Source organism: Paracoccus sp. (in: a-proteobacteria), assembly GCF_035556475.1.
GTDB lineage: Bacteria > Pseudomonadota > Alphaproteobacteria > Rhodobacterales > Rhodobacteraceae > Paracoccus.
This window is the reverse complement of record NZ_DATMFA010000019.1, coordinates 1-20065: the sequence shown is the minus strand read 5'-3', so window position 1 is coordinate 20065 and position 20065 is coordinate 1. Positions and strand designations below refer to the sequence as shown.

18 protein-coding genes and 1 tRNA gene are annotated in these 20065 nt (G+C 65.9%); 11 read left to right on the top strand and 8 right to left on the bottom strand.

Features of this window, described 5'->3' with window-relative positions:
• Nucleotides 1–73 precede the first annotated feature (73 nt).
• Nucleotides 74–1348, bottom strand: coding sequence for a sarcosine oxidase subunit beta family protein (locus VNQ78_RS02445; protein WP_325686218.1), 1275 nt, complete (start codon nt 1346–1348; stop codon nt 74–76).
• A 208-nt stretch (nt 1349–1556) separates the two neighbouring features.
• On the opposite strand from VNQ78_RS02445, the gene ccmI reads away from it, so the two are divergent.
• Genes ccmI through VNQ78_RS02430 form a run of 3 tightly spaced genes read left to right on the top strand, consistent with a single transcriptional unit; the run spans nt 1557 to nt 3537 of the window.
• Nucleotides 1557–2771: a c-type cytochrome biogenesis protein CcmI gene (gene ccmI / locus VNQ78_RS02440; protein WP_325686216.1), complete on the top strand. Its 1215-nt coding sequence runs from the start codon at nt 1557–1559 to the stop codon at nt 2769–2771.
• Entirely contained in the window at nt 2768–3235 is a 468-nt protein-coding gene (gene ruvX / locus VNQ78_RS02435; protein WP_325686214.1) for a Holliday junction resolvase RuvX, read from the top strand. Before ccmI ends, ruvX begins: the two co-directional genes overlap by 4 nt.
• Entirely contained in the window at nt 3232–3537 is a 306-nt protein-coding gene (locus VNQ78_RS02430; RefSeq protein ID WP_325686212.1) for a DUF1289 domain-containing protein, read from the top strand. The genes ruvX and VNQ78_RS02430 overlap by 4 nt, the downstream gene beginning before the upstream one ends.
• Here VNQ78_RS02430 and VNQ78_RS02425 read toward each other — a convergent pair.
• The 4 genes from VNQ78_RS02425 to mog all read right to left on the bottom strand — a co-directional run bounded on the left by VNQ78_RS02425 (nt 3420) and on the right by mog (nt 7549).
• Entirely contained in the window at nt 3420–5576 is a 2157-nt protein-coding gene (locus VNQ78_RS02425) for an esterase-like activity of phytase family protein (RefSeq protein WP_325686210.1), read from the bottom strand. The two genes, VNQ78_RS02430 and VNQ78_RS02425, sit on opposite strands and share 118 nt — an antisense overlap.
• A gap of 78 nt (nt 5577–5654) precedes the next feature.
• Nucleotides 5655–6014 (bottom strand): hypothetical protein, encoded by a 360-nt coding sequence (locus VNQ78_RS02420; protein ID WP_325686208.1) that lies wholly within the window; start codon nt 6012–6014, stop codon nt 5655–5657.
• Complete coding sequence (locus tag VNQ78_RS02415) at nt 6011–6916, bottom strand: DnaJ C-terminal domain-containing protein (RefSeq protein ID WP_325686206.1); 906 nt, start codon at nt 6914–6916, stop codon at nt 6011–6013. Before VNQ78_RS02415 ends, VNQ78_RS02420 begins: the two co-directional genes overlap by 4 nt.
• Before the next feature lie 99 nt (nt 6917–7015).
• Nucleotides 7016–7549 carry a molybdopterin adenylyltransferase gene (gene mog, locus VNQ78_RS02410; protein ID WP_325686204.1) on the bottom strand — a complete coding sequence of 178 codons (534 nt, stop codon included), beginning with the start codon at nt 7547–7549 and terminating at the stop codon, nt 7016–7018.
• A 101-nt stretch (nt 7550–7650) separates the two neighbouring features.
• Between mog and VNQ78_RS02405 the strand changes: the two genes are divergently transcribed.
• Entirely contained in the window at nt 7651–8109 is a 459-nt protein-coding gene (locus VNQ78_RS02405; protein WP_325686202.1) for a GNAT family N-acetyltransferase, read from the top strand.
• A 52-nt stretch (nt 8110–8161) separates the two neighbouring features.
• Here the strand turns inward: VNQ78_RS02405 and VNQ78_RS02400 are convergent, their stop codons facing one another.
• Entirely contained in the window at nt 8162–9394 is a 1233-nt protein-coding gene (locus VNQ78_RS02400) for an argininosuccinate synthase (protein WP_325686200.1), read from the bottom strand.
• 187 nt (nt 9395–9581) lie between these two features.
• Here VNQ78_RS02400 and ilvA point away from each other — a divergent pair, with 187 nt between their 5' ends.
• Together ilvA and VNQ78_RS02390 are read left to right on the top strand one after the other, a co-directional pair.
• A complete protein-coding gene (ilvA, locus tag VNQ78_RS02395) occupies nt 9582–10820 on the top strand; it encodes a threonine ammonia-lyase IlvA (RefSeq protein ID WP_325686198.1) in 1239 nt (412 codons plus the stop codon).
• A 74-nt stretch (nt 10821–10894) separates the two neighbouring features.
• Nucleotides 10895–12160 (top strand): PP2C family protein-serine/threonine phosphatase, encoded by a 1266-nt coding sequence (locus VNQ78_RS02390; RefSeq protein ID WP_325686196.1) that lies wholly within the window; start codon nt 10895–10897, stop codon nt 12158–12160.
• 6 nt (nt 12161–12166) lie between these two features.
• On the opposite strand, the gene VNQ78_RS02385 is transcribed toward VNQ78_RS02390, so the two are convergent.
• Both VNQ78_RS02385 and VNQ78_RS02380 read right to left on the bottom strand, forming a co-directional pair.
• Nucleotides 12167–12607: an NUDIX hydrolase gene (locus VNQ78_RS02385; protein WP_325686195.1), complete on the bottom strand. Its 441-nt coding sequence runs from the start codon at nt 12605–12607 to the stop codon at nt 12167–12169.
• A gap of 97 nt (nt 12608–12704) precedes the next feature.
• Nucleotides 12705–12789 (bottom strand) — tRNA-Leu (locus VNQ78_RS02380).
• Between the two features lie 208 nt (nt 12790–12997).
• On the opposite strand from VNQ78_RS02380, the gene VNQ78_RS02375 reads away from it, so the two are divergent.
• The 5 genes from VNQ78_RS02375 to VNQ78_RS02355 all read left to right on the top strand — a co-directional run.
• Nucleotides 12998–13990, top strand: coding sequence for a complex I NDUFA9 subunit family protein (locus VNQ78_RS02375; protein ID WP_325686193.1), 993 nt, complete (start codon nt 12998–13000; stop codon nt 13988–13990).
• A complete protein-coding gene (locus VNQ78_RS02370) occupies nt 13990–14793 on the top strand; it encodes an undecaprenyl-diphosphate phosphatase (RefSeq protein WP_414694037.1) in 804 nt (267 codons plus the stop codon). Before VNQ78_RS02375 ends, VNQ78_RS02370 begins: the two co-directional genes overlap by 1 nt.
• Nucleotides 14794–14942: 149 nt before the next feature.
• Nucleotides 14943–16436, top strand: coding sequence for an NAD(P)-dependent oxidoreductase (locus VNQ78_RS02365; RefSeq protein ID WP_325686191.1), 1494 nt, complete (start codon nt 14943–14945; stop codon nt 16434–16436).
• Nucleotides 16437–16539: 103 nt separating this feature from the next.
• Nucleotides 16540–17253: a hypothetical protein gene (locus VNQ78_RS02360; protein ID WP_325686189.1), complete on the top strand. Its 714-nt coding sequence runs from the start codon at nt 16540–16542 to the stop codon at nt 17251–17253.
• Nucleotides 17253–20065, top strand: a 2813-nt coding sequence (locus tag VNQ78_RS02355) for a glutamate synthase central domain-containing protein (RefSeq protein WP_325686187.1), incomplete at its 3' end; no start/stop codon positions are given. The genes VNQ78_RS02360 and VNQ78_RS02355, both read left to right, overlap by 1 nt.

Below are 20065 nucleotides of genomic sequence, written 5' to 3'. Positions count from 1 at the left end.
CAGCATTTTTCCGCGGCCTCCGCGATGGGCGAAATCCTGCCCCCGCAGCCCAGCGCCAAGCAGGGGCCCGCCATCAATGGGCGACCCCCGCCGCCACGCTTTCGTCGATGAAGCGGCCTTCCCTGAACCGGTTCAGCCCGAACTCGGCCGCGAGCGGGCCGGGTGCGCCGTTCGCCACGAGTTCGGCCATGGCCCAGCCAGAGCCCGGAATGGCCTTGAAACCGCCCGTGCCCCAGCCGCAATTGACGAAGATGTTACCAACGGGCGTCGTCGACAGGATGGGAGAGCGGTCGCCGGTCATGTCGACGATCCCGCCCCATTGCCGCAGCATCTTCAGCCGCGACAGCATCGGGAAGGTCTCGATCAGGGCGCGGACGGTCTCCTCGACATGCTGCCAGGAACCGCGCTGCGAGTAATTGTTGAAGCCGTCGGTGCCGCCGCCAATCACCATCTCGCCCTTGTCGGATTGCGACAGATAGCCGTGGACGGTGTTCGCCATGATCACCAGATCGCAGCAGGGCTTGATCGGCTCGCTGACCAGCGCCTGCAGCGCCAGTGATTCGATCGGCAACCGGAAGCCCGCCTTTTCCGCGAGGACCGAGGAATGGCCCGCGACGACCAGGGCGAGCTTCTCGCATTCGATGCGGCCCTTGCCGGTATTCACCGCGCGGACCTTGCCGCCCTCGGTCTCGACCCCGGTGACTTCGCAATTCTGGATGATGTGCATGCCCATGGCGCTGCACGCCCGCGCATAGCCCCAGGCCACGGCATCATGGCGCGCCGTGCCGCCGCGTTCCTGATAAAGGCCACCGAGGACCGGATAGCGCGGCCCCTCGATATTGATGATCGGCAGCATCTCCTTGATGCGCTGGGGCGTGACCCACTCGGTCGCGACATTCTGCAGCTGGTTGGCGTAGACCGTGCGCTTGTAGCCCCGGATCTCATGCTCGGTCTGGGCCAGCATCAGCAGGCCGCGCGGGCTGAACATCACGTTATAGTTCAGATCCTGCGACAGGTTCTCGTAAAGCTTCAGCGCCTTGTCATAGATCGCGGCCGAAGGATCCTGCAGATAGTTCGAGCGGATGATCGTAGTGTTCCGCCCGGTATTGCCGCCACCCAGCCAGCCCTTCTCGATGATCGCGACATCGGTGATGCCGAAATTCTTGCCAAGGTAATAGGCCGTCGCAAGGCCGTGCCCGCCTGCCCCGACGATGACGACCTGATATTTCTGCTTCGGCTCGGGGCTGGCCCATGCGCGTTTCCAGCCGGTATGCAGCCGCATCGCCTCACGAGCGATGGCAAAAACCGAATAGCGGCCGGTGCTGCGGGATGCGGGATTTGCGGACATGGGCGGACCTTTTGCGACTCTCGGGACCGAGAGTGGATCTTCGCCCCCGATCCGGCAAGGCGGGCTTGCGACGGGTGAATTGTCGAAATGCGTCAGGCGGAGGCGCAGTTCTCCCGCGCGGGCACCCTACGGGTGTTTTACTTTTTCCCCGCGCCCGGAAAGGCTATGAGGCGAAGGCACGGCCGCGCGCCGCGAGGGGGAGGATGCGATGTTCTGGATCATATGTGCCGCGATGGCGGCAGTCGTGGCGATCGCCATTGCCGCGCCGCTGATCCGGCGGAGTGCTGCGGGCGAGGAAGCCGCCGCGGCCTATGACCTGCGCATCTATCGCGACCAGCTTCGCGAGGTTGAACGCGACCGCGAGCGGGGGGTGGTCGAAGCCTCCGAGGCGGAGCGGCTGCGAAACGAGATCGGCCGCAAGGTGCTGGCCGCCGACCGTGCCCTGGCGCGCGAGGGCGCAACCGGGCGCGCGCCGGGCGGTCCCGCCGCCGTGGCGCTTCTGGTGGTGCTGGTCGCCGGGGCCGGGCTGCTTTACCACCGCATCGGCTCGCCGGGGCTGCCGGATGAACCGATCGCGGCGCGTATCGCGCTGGCGGAAACCTTCTACGAGAACCGGCCGAGCCAGTCCGAGGCAGAGGCAGCCGCGCCGAAGCCCGAGCGGCCGCCGGCGGATGCCGACTACCTCGCCCTGATCGACCAGCTTCGCGCCACCGTCGCCAAGAATCCCGACGACCAGCGCGGCCAGGAATTACTGGCCCTGCATGAGGAGCGGCTGGGAAACCTGATCGCCGCAAGGGAGGCGCAGCGGCGGCTGATCGCGCTGAAGGGCGACAAGGCCAGCGCCGACGATCACCTGCGCCTTGCCGCGCTGAACGCCGAGGCCGCTGGCGGTCTGATCACCCGCGATGCGGAAACGGAACTCGCCCGTGCGCTGGAGCTTGACCACGATCACCCGCAGGCCCGCTACATGGCCGGGCTGATCCAGATCCAGAACGGCCGGCCCGACCGCGCCTTCCCGATCTGGGCCGGCTTGCTTGCCGAAGGGCACGGCAGCGAGCCCTGGGCCACGCCGCTGCGCATGGCGATTTCGGACCTTGCCTGGTTCGCGGGGCGCCCCGACTATACCCCGCCCGAGGCGAAGGCGATGCCCGGCCCTGACACCGCCGCCATGGCCGCCGCCGAAGAGATGTCGCCGGACGAGCGCCAGCAGATGATCGAGGGCATGGTCAGCGGCCTCGAAGCCCGCCTCGCAACCGAAGGGGGCACGCCCGAGGAATGGGCGCGGCTGATCTCGGCCCTTGTGGTGCTGGGCAAAAAGGATCATGCGCAGAACATTCTGGACGAGGCGCGGACGCGCTTCGCCGCCATTCCCGAAGCTCTCGACACCGTCGAGGCGGCGGGCCAGCAATCGGGACTGCAATGATCTGCGAGACGATGGAGGAATTCGCCGCCGCCCTGCCCCGCACCGGCGCGGTCGCCGGGCTGGATCTGGGCACCAAGACCATCGGCGTCGCGGTCAGCGACGGGCTGCGTTCCGTCGCCTCGCCCATCACGGTGATCCGGCGCACGAAATTCACCGCCGACGCGCAGGCCTTGCTGAAGCTGGTCGAGGAACGCGCGCTGGTCGGGCTGATCCTTGGCCTGCCCCGCAACATGGACGGCAGCGAGGGGCCGCGCGCGCAATCGACGCGGGCCTTCGTGCGCAACCTCGAACGGCTGACGCCGCTGCCGATCAGCTATTGGGACGAACGGCTGTCCACCGTCGCGGCCGAGCGCGCGCTGCTGGAGGGTGACACCTCGCGCAAGCGCCGGGCCGAGGTCATCGACCAGGTGGCGGCGGGCTATATCCTGCAAGGCGCACTGGACCGGCTGCGCTTTCTGGGATGAAACCCTCGTCCCCCTGCATCGACATCTGCCAGATCGACCCCGCCACGCAAATCTGCATCGGCTGCCTGCGCACGCTGGACGAAATCGCGCGCTGGGGCGGGATGGCGGAAGTGGAAAGGCTGGCCGTCATGGCCAGCCTGCACCTGCGGCGGAAGGGACCGGGACCGCAGCCCGGCCCTGAACCTTACATCTGGAAGGACCAGAGGAAGGTTTCGCCGGACGAATCGTCGACGCCGTCATTGTCGGTCGCGACCCATGCCATGCCCTCGGGCGTGATGGCGAGGCTTTCGACCTTGTCCTGAACATAGCCGTTCCACTGCTTCAGGTCGGGGATCAGGTCGCGCACCACCTTCTTCTCGACCACCGGCAACTCACCCCCCAACGCGGCGGGCTTCAGATCGGCCAGCGCGACCGAAGTGATCTGCTTCAGCTTCGCCGCCTGACCGATCAGGTTGTCACGCTCGATCAGGTAGAGATTGCCGCCGTGGATCGCGATTTCCGACAGGCCGACCCAGCCCTCGCCCTTTTCCAGCGGATAGCGGACACCGGCCCATTCGGCCGAGGCCGGATCGAATTGCAGCAGCTTGGTCTGGCCCTTGGGATCGTCCTTCCATTCCCGCTGGACCGCCATCCACAGCTTGCCATTCTCGGCCAGCGCGATGCCTTCCAGACCGAAGCGCGTCGCGCCGGCAGTCAGATCGGCGGGCAGTTCGATCTGCTGCTGGATTGCGCCCTCGCCGTCGACATGCAGGATCTGATGCGGGATTTCCTTTTCGGCATCCCCCTCGCTCGCCAGCCAGAAGCCGCCCTGCCCGTCAGCCGCGATGCCTTCGAGGTCGAGCTTTTCGGCCGGCTTACCGTCTTTCGACACCACGATCTTGCGGGTGATGGTGGCGGGCTTTGCCGCGGTCTCGATGCGGAAGATCGAGGGCTGGCTGTCATAGGCGCTGTCGCTGATCCCGTAGAGGACCGAGGCGTCCGCCGGATCGACGGTCAGGCCGGAGATCGCGCCCCAGCCGATCAGATCCTCGCCGGTCGAAACCAGCGTCGGATAGGCGGCGGTGCCTTCGGCGCGTTCGAAGATCATCACATGGGCCCGCGCGGCGCCGTCCTCGCCCAGATCGGTTTCGTTGGCGCTGGCGAACAGATTGCGCTGCGGGATCGCGACCAGCCCCTCCGGCCCGATGCCCGAGGGCAGGATCTGCAGCAGTTTCGGCTCGGCCGGATTCGCGACGTCATAGACGCCGATGGCGCTGCCGCGCTCGGACCCGACGAAAAGCAGCTTCTGGCCGTCGAACTCGGCATATTTCAGCGCCTCGGGCTCGACACCCTTGTTGTCCGAACGCCCCTCCGGGTAGTGGCCGATGCGGATCAGCGCATGCTCGAAGCTGTTCCCCGCGTCATAGACCACCGAACCGTCACGGTTGAAGATGGTGAAGCCGCGCGAGCCGCCCTTCCAGTCGCCCTCGTTCGCGGTGGCGAAATGGTCGTTGTCGAGCCATGCAACCGTGTCGGGTTCGCGCGGGACCGCCTTCAGGCTTGCGGTGAAGTCAAGCTTGCCGTCATCCTCAATGTCGATCTGGTCCAGATCGACGGTGCCGGCGCTGAAATGCGCGGCGACCTTGCCATCGGCACCGATGATGACGATGTGGTTGTTTTCCTGAAGCGTGACCACGAGGTCGCCGTTCTGGTTGAAGTCGAGATATTCCGGCTCCGGGTCTTCGGGCGCGATTTCGGCAAGGCCGGTCAGCTCCACGACCTGCTTCTGCTCGCAATCGACCTGACCGTCCTTGATCGGCAGGCGAACGACGAAGCCCGCGGGCATCTGCGGCAATGCGCCGTCATTCACGTCCTCGTCGCGCTCGTTCTCGATCACGACGCCCAGCATGTCGCCCTTGGGCGACAGCGCGACCGAATCCGGCTGGCCGCCCAGATCGCAATTCGCGGTGACGGTCTTGCTGGTCAGGTCCACGCTGCGCAGGACACCCGAGGGCGCGGTGAAGCTTTCCGAGGTATTGACCCCGACAAAGGCCATCTCGCCCAGAACGACCGTGGTGGTCGGCTCGCCATCCATCGCGATATTGCCCAGCGGCTTCGGGGCCTTCGGGTCGGTGATGTCGATCAGGCCGATCGCCTTCAGCGGGCTGTCGGAATAGATCAGCTCCATCCCGTCGGCGGTCGCGGTCATGATCTCGGCCGAAGTCTCGCGCGCGCGATCCTCGCCCTCGGCCATATTATCTGCGGTTGCAAAGCTGGAAATGCGGTTGAACACCGGCTCGGCCAGCGCCGGAGAGGCGGCGGCCAGCGCGATGAGCGAACAGAGGGACAGGCGAAAGGTCATTCGATCCTCGGGGGTTGGAGGGTTCCCCGCGGATGTGGCCTCGCGATGTAACGCGCTATTGTCGGGCCGGTGACGCTTTCATGACGATTGGCTGCGGGTCACGATCCGAACCTCGCGGATCGCGGTCTTGAGCCTTGCCCGCGTCTCGACCGGCTCACGCGCCACCGCGTCGAGGATCGCCCGCATGTCCCCGCGCAAGCCGTGAAGCTGGTCCACCAGCGACAGGACCAGCGACAGCGCCTCGTCGTCGAGGTGATAGCCCTCGGACAGGTCGACCACCAGTTGCAGCCGGGCAATGTCGAGTTCGCGAAACAGCGGCCCCCCCGCCGACTGGACCGGCAGCACGACGCCATGATTGATATAGCTTTCAAGCTGCTCGCGCGTGAGGTCGGGCAGTTCGACCAGCACCTCGGTCAGGGTGTAATGTCTGCGAGTCATTTGCCCCTCCTCGGATCGTAGCCGTGGTCCTGACGCCAGTTCTCGATGAAGCGCGCCAGATCGTCGTCGATGCGCGGCGGCATCACCACCTTCAGGACGACATGCTGGTCGCCCCGCTTGCCGTCCGCGCCCTTCAGCCCGCGCCCCTTCAGCCTGAGCTTCTGGCCCGAGCTTGCGCCGCGCGGCACCGTCAGCATGACCGGCCCGTCGATGGTCTCGGCCTCGACCTTGCCGCCAAGGATCGCCTCGTCCAGCGTGATCGGCAGCGTCGTCTCGACATCGTCGCCCTCCCGCCGCCAGTCGGGGTCGTCGGCGACGATCAGGGTCAGCAGCGCATCGCCCGGCGCGCCATCGCCATAGCCCGGCCCGCCCTTGCCGCGCAGCCGGATGATCTGGCCGTCCCGCGCCCCTTCGGGCACCTTCACGTCAAGGATCGCGCCATCGGGCATGGTGATCCGGGTCGAGCCGCCACGCGCGGCGGTCATGAAGTCGATCTCCATGGTGAAGCGTTGGTCCTGGCCCCGCATGTCGAAGCTCCGTGCGCCACGGCGGCGCTGTGACGCCTGCCCGAACAGGTCCGAGAACACGTCGGAGAGGTCGTCGAAATCCTGCGTGCCCTGCCGATAGGGATTGTCCCCTGCCTCGGCATAGTCGCGATAATAGTGGCGCTGCGGCCGCTCCTGCCCGGAGGCGTCGATCTCTCCCCGGTCGAAACGCGCGCGCTGCTCGGGGTCTTTCAGCAGGTCATGGGCCGAGGACGCGGCCTTGAAGCGTTCATGCGCCGCGGGATCGGGATTGAGGTCCGGGTGATCGGTCTTGGCGATCTTGCGGTAAGCCTTCTTGATCTCGTCCTGAGTCGCATTCTTCCCCAGACCCAGCGCCTTGTAGGGATCATCGGCCATTGCCGCTCCGTCCTTTCGCTCTCCCGTGGCAAACCGCACGCCTGCCCCGGCCGTTCCCGAACATGGGACACAAGGACGGCGCGTTTGTCCAGATTTCCGTCACTTCGCTGGCCTGAAGGCCTTGATGCGGGCCGGGTCCGTCTCGATCCGCGCGGCCCCGGTCAGGTCGAGGCAATAGGGCACGGCGGCAAAGACCGCATCGAGGCAGGTCGCGATGGCCGAGGGCTTGCCGGGAATGGTGATCATCAGCGTCTTGCCGCGCGTGCCGGCGGTCTGGCGCGACAGGATCGCGGTCGGCACCTCGCGCAGGCTGGCGCGGCGCATCTCCTCGCCAAAGCCGGGCAGTTCCTTTTCCATGACATCGGCCATCGCCTCGGGCGTCAGGTCGCGCGGCGCGGGGCCGGTGCCGCCGGTGATGAGGATGAGGTCGGCGCCCTCCTCGTCGCAGAGGCGGCGCAGCGTCGCCGCCACAACCTCGCGGCCGTCGGGGATGATGGTGCGCGTAATCTCCATCGGCGAGGTGATGACGCCCCTCAGCCACGCCTCGGCCCCCGGACCGCCCTTGTCCTCGTATTCGCCGCGCGCGGCGCGGTCCGAAACGGTGACGATGGCGATATGGGCGGGGCTGGTCATGGCGGCGGCTTTCCTTGCAGGTTCGGGGCCATTCTGGCGGGGAAGTCCGGCAAAGGGAATCCCGTATTGCCCGCGACCGCGCCGCATGATCGACTGGCCCCATGCAGCCCATTCCGATCCGCCCCGCCCTTGCCACCGACGAACCCGCGATCCGCGCCTGCGCCGAGGCCGCCTATAGCGGCTATATCGCCACCATCGGCCGCAGACCCGCACCGATGGACGCCGATTTCGCGGCCCAGATCGCGGCGGGACAGGTCCATATCGCGACGGACGCCACGGGCGCGCTTCTGGGCTATGTCGTCTTTTATCCCGAGGGCCGGCACATGCATCTGGAGGCCGTGGCCGTCACACCCGCCGCCGCCGGGAAAGGGATCGGCAGACAACTCATCGGATTTTGCGAGGGGGCGGCGCGCCGGTCGGGGCTTGGCGCCGTGCATCTCTACACGAACCGGAAGATGACCGCGAATCTCTCGCTCTATCCTCATCTGGGCTATGTCGAGGTCGGTCGCCGGTCCGAGGACGGGTTCGACCGGGTCTATTACGAGAAATCCGTCACCTGACCATTCCCGCCGAAATGAAAAGGGCCGCGGGTGAACCACGGCCCTTTCGGGATCACTTGCCGGCGACGCGCGCGTTGCGGGTCGCGATCAGCTTCAGGCGCAGCGCGTTCAGCCTGATGAAGCCTGCCGCGTCCTTCTGGTCATAGGCGCCGGCATCTTCCTCGAAGGTGACGTGCTTCTCGCTATAAAGCGAATGCTCGGACCAGCGGCCGACGCAGGTGGCGAGGCCCTTGTAGAGCTTCAGGCGCACGGTTCCGGTCACATGCTCCTGCGACTTGTCGATCAGCGCCTGCAACATCTCGCGCTCGGGGCTGAACCAGAAGCCGTTATAGATCAGCTCGGCATAGCGCGGCATGATCGAATCCTTGAGGTGGCCCGCGCCGGAATCCAGCGTGATCTGCTCGATCCCGCGATGGGCTTCCAGAAGGACGGTGCCGCCGGGGGTCTCGTAGATGCCGCGCGACTTCATGCCGACGAAGCGGTTCTCGACGAAATCGAGACGGCCGATGCCGTGCTTGCCGCCAAGCTCGTTCAACCGGGTCAGGATCGTCGCGGGCGACAACGCCTCGCCATTGATCGCGACCGCATCGCCCTTCTCGAAGGTGACTTCGATGAATTCAGGCTCGTTCGGCGCCTCCTCGGGCGAGACGGTGCGCTGGTAGACATATTCCGGCGCGGCCTCGGCCGGGTTTTCCAGCGCCTTGCCCTCGGACGAGGTGTGGAGCAGGTTCGCATCGACGCTGAACGGCGCCTCGCCGCGCTTGTCCTTGGCGATCGGGATCTGGTTCGCCTCGGCGAATTCCAGAAGCTTGGTGCGCGAGGTCAGATCCCATTCCCGCCACGGCGCGATCACCCGGATCGACGGATCCAGCGCATAGGCCGAAAGCTCGAACCGGACCTGATCGTTGCCCTTGCCGGTCGCGCCATGCGCCACGGCATCGGCGTTGTGCTTATGCGCGATCTCGACCAGATGCTTCGAGATCAGCGGACGCGCGATCGAGGTGCCCAGCAGATACTGACCCTCATAAAGCGCATTGGCACGGAACATCGGGAAGACGAAGTCGCGCACGAATTCCTCGCGCACATCGACGATATGGATGTTCTCGGGCTTGATGCCCAGCAGCAGGGCCTTTTGTCGCGCCGGTTCCAGTTCCTCGCCCTGACCAAGATCGGCGGTAAAGGTAATGACCTCGCAGCCGTATTCGGTCTGGAGCCATTTCAGGATGATCGAGGTGTCGAGCCCGCCCGAATAGGCAAGGACGACTTTCTTCGGCGCGTCGGACATGCTGGTAAACCCTTCGTGGAATTTCGGCAGGGGAATAGGCCCATTCGCCGCGTGTCACAAGGGGAAGGGACAAAATAGGCTTGACAGTGATCTGGACGGGACGCGACGTGCGACCGCCACCGACCCGGCGCACCCTGCAAGTGCAAGCCCGCTTGTCAAATCCGCTGTTTCGCGCCATTGGCGGGGCATGGAAAACTTTGCCGCCTCTGTCCGCCAGGCAGAGATCGCGCTACGCGACCTCTTCGAGCCGACCCCGCTTCAGAAGAACGACCACCTTTCGGCGAAATACGGCGCCGAGATCTGGCTGAAACGCGAAGACCTGACCCCGGTGCGCAGCTACAAGCTGCGCGGGGCCTTCAACGCCATGCGCAAGATCGGCGCGGGCGCGGCGGGGCATTTCGTCTGCGCCAGCGCCGGGAACCACGCGCAGGGCATGGCCTTCGCCTGCCGCCATTTCGGCGCGAAGGGCACGATCTTCATGCCGGTGACGACGCCGAAGCAGAAGATCGACAAGACCCGCATCTTCGGCGGCAGCGCGGTCGAGATCGTGCTGACCGGCGATTACTTCGACCAGACCCTCGCTGCCTCGCAGGAATTTGCCCGCGCGCATGGGGCAAGCTTCCTGTCGCCCTTCGACGATCCCGACATCGTCGAGGGTCAGGCGACGGTCGGGCTCGAGGTTCTGGAGCAGCTCGACGCGGCCCCGGACCTGATCATCCTGCCGGTGGGCGGCGGCGGGCTTGCCGGGGGCGTCACCCGCCTCATGGCCGAGCTTTCGCCCCGGACCGAGGCGGCTTTCGCCGAACCCGAGGGCGGCCCGAGCCTGCAGGCCGCGCTGCGCGCCGGTGAGCCGGTGACCCTGCCCGCCGTCGACAATTTCGTGGACGGGGCCGCGGTCGCGCGGATCGGCGCCCTGCCCTATCGGCTGCTCTCCGGCTTCTCGCCCGATCAGGTCCACCTCGCCCCCGAGGACCGGATCTGCGCCACCATGCTCGAGATGCTGAATATCGAGGGGATCGTGCTGGAGCCCGCGGGCGCGCTTGCGATCGACGTGCTGCGCGACATTCCCGACCTTGCCGGCAAGCGCGTCGTCTGCATCTGCTCGGGCGGGAATTTCGACTTCGAGCGCCTGCCCGAGGTCAAGGAACGCGCGCAGCGCTTCTCGGGGCTGAAACGCTATTTCATCCTGCGGATGCCGCAGCGCCCCGGCGCTTTGCGCGATTTCCTGCAATTGCTTGGACCGGATGACGATATCGCCCGCTTCGAATATCTGAAGAAATCGGCGCGCAACTTCGGCTCGATCCTGATCGGGATCGAGACCAATGCCCCCGAAAACCTCGACCGGCTGCGCGCGCGGCTGGAGGAGGCGGGCATCGGCTATCGCGACATCACCCGCGACCCGGTCCTGGCCGAGTTCCTGATCTAGCAGGGGGCCCGGGCAAATGATGAAATTGCCCGGCATTAATCGAAGCTTCAGCCCTTCCGTCCTAGAAGGGCGGCATGAACGACACGAAACCTCATGGCGCGAACGGGGCGCGGACATGGCGGCTGGTCCTGCTGGTCAATGACCGCCGGGCCGAGCGCCGCTCGCTGGCCGCGCAGCTCAAGCGGGCAGGCTATGACGTGCTCGAGGCGGCCTCGGCCGAAGAGGCGATCGGGATCTGTTCGACCCGCTGGCCAGAGATCGTGATCTCGGACTGGATGGCCTCGGGCGATGCCGGGCTGGAATTCTGCCGCCGCTTCCGCACCCTGCCGAGCGAGCGCTATGGCTATTTCATCCTGCTGACCTCGCGGCAGGACAAGGCTGACGTGGCCGAGGGGTTGCGCGCGGGCGCGGATGACTTCCTGACCAAGCCAGTCTCGGGGGCCGAGTTGCTGGCCCGGCTCTCCGCCGCCGAACGCATCCTCAGGGTCGAGGAAAGCCTGCGCATGGCCAATGCCCAGCTCAGGGAAACCCTCGCCCGGCTGCGTGAAAAGGAGGCCGCGCTGGAGCGTGACCTGCGCGAAGCCCACCGCCTGCAACAAGATCTTGTGCGTGAACGCAATGGCTTGTTTGGAAACTTCAGCCTGTCACTCCTTATGCGCCCCGCTGGCCATGTCGGGGGCGATCTGGTCGGCTTTTTCCCGATCAACCAGCGGCGGGTCGGGTTCTTCGCGCTCGACGTCTCGGGTCACGGGGTCGCGGCGGCGCTGCTGAGCGCGCGGCTTGCGGCCCTCCTCTCGGGCGAGCCGGAGTTGAACATCGCGCTCCGTCCCTCCGACCGCAGGCAGGGCCAGCCGCGCCCGCCCACCGAGATCGTGCGCCACCTGAACAAGCTGATGCTGAGCGAGCTTCGCACCGATTCCTATTTCACCATGGTTTATGCCGATCTCGACATCGTCACAGGAGAGGTCCGCCTCGTGCAGGCGGGGCATCCCCATCCCGTCCTTCAGCGCGCGGACGGGCGTATCGAGCTGATCGGACAGGGCGGCTTTCCGGTCGGCGTCTTTCCGGGCGCGGATTTCGAGGAGGTGCAGCTGACGCTCGGCCCCGGCGACCGGCTGTTCATCAGCTCGGACGGGCTGATCGACAGCGAAAACGCGCGGGGCGAGCCCTTGGGCGACGAGGGGTTGCAGGCGATCCTGCGCACCAATGCCATCCTGCGCGGGAACGCGCTTCTCGAGTCGATCTGCTGGTCGGTGGCGAATTATGCCGGAGGCAGGCGCAGCGACGACATCTCGGCCGTGCTGGTCGAGCATCTGGGACCGCGCCCCCGCCCGCATTGAACCGGATCAGCCCCGCTTCAGCAGCCATTGCGCGAAAGCGCGCGAACCGGGATCCGGCAGCAGGTCGACCAGCCGGTCGAGGCTGACCCAATGCGCCTCATGCCCGGCCTCCGAGGGCGGGCCAAGGCGGCGGATCGGCCGGGCGAGCCAGACCGAGCAGATCTTTTCGGCCCAGAAGTCGTAATCCGGCATGAAGCAATAGCGGCGATAGACGCCCAGCCGGCGCGGCGTGCCGATGGTCCAGCCGGTTTCCTCATAGACCTCGCGATGGAGGGCGGCGATGGGCGATTCGCCCGGATCAATGCCGCCACCGGGAAGCTGGAACTCCGGTTCGGGCGACTGCTGGAATGTCACCAGCGCCGCGCCGTCGCGGATCAGCAGGGCATAGGCCCCCCTGCGCTGGCGATAGCGGCGGGGACCGGGCGGCGGACCGAAAACGGGGATCATGGAAAGCCTTGTCGATATGGCCGGCGCGGGAGATGCGCCATGCGCGGCGAGGACGAAAAAATCCCCGGAAACACGAAGTTTCCGGGGGTTTTTTATTTGGTGCCCAGGAGAGGACTCGAACCTCCACGCCTTGCGGCACACGGACCTGAACCGTGCGCGTCTACCAATTCCGCCACCTGGGCAGGTGGTGTGGGCGGGTCTCTAAAGGCAGTCGCGGGGGCCGTCAATGGGGCGCGATCAGATTTTTCGCGATGCCGTCATTTTTTCTTTGCGTGCCCCTTCGGCACCCCTTGGGACAGCGCGGATCGCACGGCTTGCCGCTTGCGGCCGTCAAGGGTAATGAGCAGGAAAGCACGCCATTCCAAGGCACGCCACGAAGGAGCGAGAGCCATGTCCGCAGCCAAGCTTGTCACGATCTATGGTGGGTCAGGTTTCCTTGGCCGGCAGATCGCCCGCGCATTGGCCCTGCAGGGCTGGCGCGTCCGCGTCGCCGTCCGCCGCCCGAACGAGGCCGGGGTCGTGCGCACCTATGGCGCGCCGGGCCAGATCGAGCCGGTCCCCTGCAACGTCCGCGACGACCGTTCGGTCACGGCCTGCATGATGGATGCGGATGCGGTGATCAACTGCGTCGGCGTCCTTGTCAGCGAAGGCAAGAACACCTTCGACGCGATTCATCAGGAAGCCGCCGGCCGCATCGCGCGAATCTCGTCCCAACTGGGCGTGGCGCGCTTCGTGCATGTCTCGGCGCTTGGCGCGGATGCGAAGTCGGACAGCCGATACGCGGCCTCGAAGGCCAAGGGCGAGGAGGAGGTGCTGAAGCATCGCCCCGACGCGGTGATCCTGCGCCCCTCGGTGATCTTCGGATCGGATGACAAGTTCTTCAACCGCCTCGCCTCGGCCGCGCGCCTTGGCCCGGTGATGCCGCTGCCCGCGCCCAAGGCGAAGTTGCAGCCGGTCCACGTCCTCGACGTCGCCAAGGCCGCCGCGATGGGCGCCGACGGCAGCGCCGCGCCCGGCATCTATGAGCTTGGCGGCCCCGAGGTCGTCACCATGCGCGAACTGGTCGGGCAAGTCCTGACCGCGATCGACCGCCGCAAGATCGTCGTCGGCCTGCCGAACTGGCTGACCGGCGCGCTGGCGACGATCATGGACGGCGTCGCCGTCGTCAGCGGCGGCTTCGTGCCCAACCGCTTCGTCACCCGTGACCAGCTGCGCGCGCTTGGCCATCCGAATGTCGCAAGCGCAGGGGCGAAAACCTTCGCCGATCTGGGGATCGTCCCGACCGCCGCGCCGGCCGTCATCGGCGAATATCTGTGGCGCTTCCGCCCGTCCGGGCAATACGAGGCCATGACGGCGAGCGCGAAAAACCTGCGCCAGAACTGATGGATCAGAACACGATCGTCGCCGCCCTGCTCGGCCTGCTTGAAGGGCTGACCGAATTCATTCCGGTTTCCTCGACGGGTCATGTCCTGCTTGCCGGGCATTTCCTGGGTTTCGATTCCCCCGGCCGCGCCTTCGAGGTGCTGATCCAGTTCGGCGCGATCCTTGCGATCCTCGGCGTCTATGCCGGGCGGCTGTGGCGCATCTTCTCCAGCGCGCCGCATGACGCGCGCTCGCGCCGCTTCATCCTGGCGGTGCTGCTGGCCTTCCTGCCCGCCGTCGTCATCGGGGTGCTGGCGCATGACATCATCAAGACCGTGCTGTTCGAGACGCCGATTCTGATTGCCTCGATGCTGATTCTGGGCGGGGTGGTGCTGCTTTTCGTCGACCGGATGGCGAAGAACCCGCGCTATCACGCGGCCGAGGACATTCCGATCGGCCGCGCCTTCGGCATCGGGCTGATCCAGTGCCTCGCGATGATCCCCGGCGTGTCGCGCTCGGGCGCGACGATCACCGGCGCCCTTCTGCTAGGCGCGGACAAGCGATCCGCTGCCGAGTTCAGCTTCTTCCTGTCCATGCCGACGATGCTGGGCGCTTTTGTCTATGATCTCTACAAGAATCGCGACATCCTCGATGCAGCCGCAGCCGGAAACATCGTCGTCGGCTTCATTTGCGCCTTCCTGTCGGCACTGGTCGTGGTGCGGGTGCTGCTGAATTACGTCTCCGTCCATGGCTACGCGGTGTTTGCATGGTGGCGAATCATTGTCGGCGGCCTTGCGTTGCTGGCTCTGGCAGCAGGTTGGTAAACTATGCTGACCTTTTTTACAGCCGCCATACCCTAGGTTTGACGGCCCTCGGGTCGAAAATCGTTAATTAAGTAAACTAAGCTGACTTTTATTTGCCGCCGCCCTGTCATATCAGGCTTTCACAGTCTTAGACCGGGGGACGCGCAGCCATGGCCACGCAAAAGATGCTTAAGTTCGTCAACGTCGGGCGGGAGATGCCGGAGAAACGCGACGCGGCGTCCCGATCCGAGGATTTCCACGAGATCTATCGCGAATTCGCCGACGCCAAGGCGAAAGAGCAGGCCAGCCGCTGCAGCCAATGCGGCGTGCCCTATTGCCAGTCGCATTGCCCGCTGCACAACAACATCCCCGACTGGCTGCGCCTGACGGCCGAGGGGCGCACGCAGGAAGCCTATCTGCGCAGCCAGGAAACCAACACTTTCCCCGAGATCTGCGGCCGCATCTGCCCGCAGGACCGCCTGTGCGAGGGGAATTGCGTCATCGAGCAGTCGGGCCACGGCACCGTCACCATCGGCGCGATCGAGAAATACATCACCGACACCGCATGGGAGGAAGGCTGGGTCCAGCCCATCGCCCCTCTGGCTGAGCGCCCGGAATCCATCGGCATCATCGGCGCGGGCCCCGGCGGCCTCGCTGCCGCCGACCGGCTGCGCCGCATGGGCTATCAGGTCACGGTCTATGACCGCCACGACCGCGCGGGCGGGCTGATGATCTATGGCATCCCCGGCTTCAAGCTGGAAAAGCACGTCGTCGAGCGCCGTAACAAGCTGCTGGCCGATGGCGGGGTCGAATTCGTGCTGAACGCCAATGTCGGCGAGGATATCAGCTTTGACGCGATCCGCGGCAAGCATGATGCCGTGCTGATCGCCACCGGCGTCTACAAGACCCGCGACCTCGATATCGACAATGCCGATGCCAAGGGCGTCGTCCGGGCGCTGGACTATCTGACCGCCTCGAACCGGGTCGATCTGGGCGACGAGATCCCCGATTACGAGGATGGCGAACTCAACGCCAAGGGCAAGCGCGTCGTCGTGATCGGCGGCGGCGACACCGCGATGGACTGCGTCAGGACCGCGATCCGGCAGGGCGCGCAATCGGTCAAATGCCTCTATCGCCGCGACCGCGCCAACATGCCGGGCAGCCAGCGCGAGGTGCAGAACGCCGAGGAAGAGGGCGTCGAATTCGTCTGGCTCTCGGCCCCCGGCGCCTTTGCCGGCCATGTCACCGGCGAGGCCATGACCCAGCAGGAGCGCGACGTGGACGAGGTGGGCGATGTCCCGACCATCAGCGCCGTCCGCATCCAGAAGATGCGTCTGGGCGCGCCCGATGTCTCGGGTCGCCAGTCGCCGGAACTGATCGAGGGCGCTGATTACGACGAGCCGGCCGATCTGGTCATCAAGGCGCTGGGTTTCGAGCCCGAGGAACTGCCGCGCCTTTGGGGCGTGGACGGTCTGGAAGTGACCCGCTGGGGCACGATCAAGGCCGATTTCCAGACCCATCAGACCAGCCTGCCCGGCGTCTATGCCGTCGGCGACATCGTGCGGGGCGCCAGCCTTGTGGTCTGGGCGATCCGCGACGGCCGCGAAGCCGCCGACAGCATCGTGGGCTACCTTTCGGGCGCGGCGCGCGTCGCCGCCGAATAGTGGGAGCGTGACAATGGTGCGCATGGCAAAGACGACATGTTCACCGCGCGCAGATCGGCAGCAGGCCTTGCATGCCGCGCGCGGTCGAATCCTTGCAGCGGGAATGGCAGCCTTGCTGACATTGCCCGCGCTGCCCGCCTTGGCGGCGAACTTCACCCCTCCCGACGGGTGCCGGCTGGAGGTCACGGTTCAGAACCGCGGCTGCACGGTCTCGCAGCATTATCGATGCAGCGGGGATGCGCCGGGCGATCAATGGGTGGTCTATTTCACCCCCGACGGGCCGAGGTATCAGTCCCGCATCGACCGTGAGACGCGCTGGATGGAAAGCACCGACCTGCCGAGCGGTCTGGTCGATACGCTCGAACCGGGGGCGAAGGACGATGCCTCGTTCTCGACCCTGCTCAAGACGGGCGCGGATGATTTCGATTTCTGGACCAGCTCCAGCAATGGCGAGCGTCTGCACCATGTCGGGCACGACGAGCTGACCGGGGAAAAGGTCGATATCGACGGGGTGGAGCTGGAGCTGACCCGCTTTCAGCTGACGACCTACAACGAATCCGGCGACGTGCTGATCGAGCGCGAGGGACAGCAGTTCATCAGTCGCGCTCAGGGGCGCTTCTATGGCGGTGTCGAGCGGTCGAGCGACTGGACCGGCGCCGTCGAGAACACGAATGACAGTCCGGTGAGCTTTTCCTTTCCGGGCCAGCCCGGATTTGGCTCGACCAAGCCGGAATATGATTGCGACCTGCAGATGGTCCGGGGCGGAAAGCCCGACCTGATGCGGCAGCTTATGAGCTTTAAGGAGGCACGGACGTGATGGATCCGACGCAAAAGGACTGGGAACAAGAGGAACAGGCCCGCCGCGACTGGATGGCCGAGAACTCGCTTTACCGTGCCGAGGACGAGCATTCGTCCTGTGGCGTCGGTCTGGTCGTCAGCCTTGACGGCAAGGCCAGCCGCAAGGTGGTCGAAAGCGGCATCAGCGCGCTGAAGGCAATCTGGCACCGTGGCGCGGTCGACGCGGACGGCAAGACCGGCGACGGCGCGGGCATCCATGTGCAGATCCCCGTCCCCTTCTTCTATGATCAGGTGCGCCGCACCGGGCATGAGCCGGACCAGTCGAAGCTGATCGCCGTCGGTCAGGTCTTCCTGCCGCGCACGAATTTCGCCCAGCAGGAATCCTGCCGGACCATCGTGGAATCCGAAGTCCTGCGCATGGGCCATTACATCTATGGCTGGCGGCACGTCCCGGTGAACACCGCCGTTCTGGGCGAGAAAGCGAACGCGACCCGCCCCGAGATCGAGCAGATCCTGATCCGCTGCGAGAAGGACATCGACCAGGAACAATTCGAGCGCGAGCTTTACATCATCCGCCGCCGGATCGAGAAGGCTGCCATCGCCGCGCAGATCGCGGGCCTCTACTTCGCCTCGCTGTCCTGCCGGTCGATCATCTACAAGGGCATGATGCTGGCCGAGCAGGTCGCGGAATTCTATCCCGACCTCAAGGACGAGCGTTTCGAAAGCGCCTTCGCGATCTACCACCAGCGCTATTCGACCAACACCTTCCCGCAATGGTGGCTGGCCCAGCCCTTCCGCATGCTGGCCCATAACGGCGAGATCAACACGCTGAAGGGCAACTCGAACTGGATGCGCAGCCATGAGATCCGCATGGCCAGCCGCACCTTTGGAGAGATGGCCGAGGACATCAAGCCGATCATCCCGGCCGGTTCGTCCGACTCGGCCGCGCTTGATGCGGTGTTCGAGGTGATGGTGCGCTCGGGCCGCTCGGCGCCGATGACCAAGACCATGCTGGTCCCCGAGGCGTGGTCCAAGGCCACGACCGACATGCCGAAGGCATGGGCGGACATGTATGCCTATTGCAATGCCGTGATGGAACCGTGGGACGGCCCCGCCGCCCTTGCGATGACCGACGGCCGCTGGGTCTGCGGCGGTCTGGATCGCAACGGGTTGCGTCCGCTGCGCTATGTCGTGACCGGCGACAACCTGCTGATCGCGGGTTCCGAGGCCGGCATGGTCCCGATCAACGAGACCAGCGTGCGCGAAAAAGGCGCGCTCGGCCCGGGTCAGCTGATCGCCGTCGACATGAAGGAAGGCCGCCTCTACCACGACCGCGAGATCAAGAACCGCCTTGCCGGCAGCCAGCCCTTCGGCGAATGGCTGGAGAAGGTCGTCCAGCTTTCCGAGGTGATGAAGGACCTGCCTGAACAGGTGGTCTTCCACGGCGACGAGCTGCGCCGCCGCCAGATCGCGGCCGGCTACACGATCGAGGAAATCGAATCGATGCTGGCCCCCATGGCCGAGGACGGCAAGGAGGCGCTGGCCTCGATGGGTGACGACACGCCGCCCGCCGTGCTTTCGGGCCAGTATCGCCCGATGTCGCATTTCTTCCGCCAGAACTTCAGCCAGGTCACCAACCCGCCAATCGACAGCCTGCGCGAAACCCGCGTCATGTCGCTGAAAACGCGCTTCGGCAACCTCAAGAACGTGCTGGACGAATCCTCGGCCCAGACCGAGATTCTGGTGCTGGAAAGCCCCTTCGTCGCGAATGGCGAATTCGTCGAGATGTCGAAGCTGTTCGGCGAGACGGTGACGCAGATCGACTGCACCTTCGCCGATGGCGCCGGCCCCGAGGCCATGGGCGAGGCGCTAGCGCGCATCCGCGCCGAGGCCGAGGATGCCGTGCGCTCGGGCGCGGGCCATCTGGTCCTGACCGACGAGAAGTGCGGGCCGGGCCGCATCGGCCTGCCGATGATCCTTGCGACCAGCGCCGTCCATAGCTGGCTGACCCGCAAGGGCCTGCGCACCTTCTGTTCGCTGAACGTCCGTTCCGCTGAATGCGTCGACCCGCATTACTTCGCGGTCCTGATCGGCTGCGGCGCGACCACGGTGAACCCCTACCTCGCGCAGGACACCATCGCCGACCGGATCGAGCGCGGGCTTCTGACCGGCTCGCTGATCGAGAACATGCGCAACTATCGCGATGCGATCGACGCGGGCCTTCTGAAGATCATGGCCAAGATGGGGATCTCGGTCCTTTCCTCCTATCGCGGCGGCCTGAACTTCGAGGCGGTCGGCCTGAGCCGTGCGATGGTCGCGGAATATTTCCCCGGCATGCAGTCGCGCATCTCGGGGATGGGCCTCCACGGGCTGCAGGCGAAGCTCGAGGATATCCACGACAAGGGCTTTGCCGGTGCGACCACGGACCTGCTGCCGGTCGGCGGCTTCTACAAGGCCCGCCGCTCGGGCGAAAAGCACGCATGGGAAGCCAATACCATGCGCCTGCTGCAACTGGCCTGCGAGAAAGCGTCCTATGACGTCTGGAAGAAGTTCACCGCGACCATGCGGGCGAACCCGCCGATCCATCTGCGCGACCTTCTGGACATCAAGGCGCTCGGGAAGCCCGTGCCGCTGGAGGAGGTCGAGTCGATCACCTCGATCCGCAAGCGCTTCGTGACGCCGGGCATGTCGCTGGGGGCGCTCTCGCCCGAGGCGCATATGACGCTGAACATCGCGATGAACCGGATCGGCGCGAAATCCGACTCGGGCGAGGGCGGCGAGGATCCGGCGCAGGTGCTCGGCTCGAAGCTCGCCGCGACGACGCGCGGGGC

Bases quoted from the DNA above. Each gene is read 5' to 3' on its own strand.
- VNQ78_RS02445 (WP_325686218.1), bottom strand. From the start codon at position 1,348: ATGTCCGCAAATCCCGCATCCCGCAGCACCGGCCGCTATTCGGTTTTT.
- ccmI (WP_325686216.1), top strand. From the start codon at position 1,557: ATGTTCTGGATCATATGTGCCGCGATGGCGGCAGTCGTGGCGATCGCC.
- ruvX (WP_325686214.1), top strand. From the start codon at position 2,768: ATGATCTGCGAGACGATGGAGGAATTCGCCGCCGCCCTGCCCCGCACC.
- VNQ78_RS02430 (WP_325686212.1), top strand. From the start codon at position 3,232: ATGAAACCCTCGTCCCCCTGCATCGACATCTGCCAGATCGACCCCGCC.
- VNQ78_RS02425 (WP_325686210.1), bottom strand. From the start codon at position 5,576: ATGACCTTTCGCCTGTCCCTCTGTTCGCTCATCGCGCTGGCCGCCGCC.
- VNQ78_RS02420 (WP_325686208.1), bottom strand. From the start codon at position 6,014: ATGACTCGCAGACATTACACCCTGACCGAGGTGCTGGTCGAACTGCCC.
- VNQ78_RS02415 (WP_325686206.1), bottom strand. From the start codon at position 6,916: ATGGCCGATGATCCCTACAAGGCGCTGGGTCTGGGGAAGAATGCGACT.
- mog (WP_325686204.1), bottom strand. From the start codon at position 7,549: ATGACCAGCCCCGCCCATATCGCCATCGTCACCGTTTCGGACCGCGCC.
- VNQ78_RS02405 (WP_325686202.1), top strand. From the start codon at position 7,651: ATGCAGCCCATTCCGATCCGCCCCGCCCTTGCCACCGACGAACCCGCG.
- VNQ78_RS02400 (WP_325686200.1), bottom strand. From the start codon at position 9,394: ATGTCCGACGCGCCGAAGAAAGTCGTCCTTGCCTATTCGGGCGGGCTC.
- ilvA (WP_325686198.1), top strand. From the start codon at position 9,582: ATGGAAAACTTTGCCGCCTCTGTCCGCCAGGCAGAGATCGCGCTACGC.
- VNQ78_RS02390 (WP_325686196.1), top strand. From the start codon at position 10,895: ATGAACGACACGAAACCTCATGGCGCGAACGGGGCGCGGACATGGCGG.
- VNQ78_RS02385 (WP_325686195.1), bottom strand. From the start codon at position 12,607: ATGATCCCCGTTTTCGGTCCGCCGCCCGGTCCCCGCCGCTATCGCCAG.
- VNQ78_RS02375 (WP_325686193.1), top strand. From the start codon at position 12,998: ATGTCCGCAGCCAAGCTTGTCACGATCTATGGTGGGTCAGGTTTCCTT.
- VNQ78_RS02370 (WP_414694037.1), top strand. From the start codon at position 13,990: ATGGATCAGAACACGATCGTCGCCGCCCTGCTCGGCCTGCTTGAAGGG.
- VNQ78_RS02365 (WP_325686191.1), top strand. From the start codon at position 14,943: ATGGCCACGCAAAAGATGCTTAAGTTCGTCAACGTCGGGCGGGAGATG.
- VNQ78_RS02360 (WP_325686189.1), top strand. From the start codon at position 16,540: ATGGCAGCCTTGCTGACATTGCCCGCGCTGCCCGCCTTGGCGGCGAAC.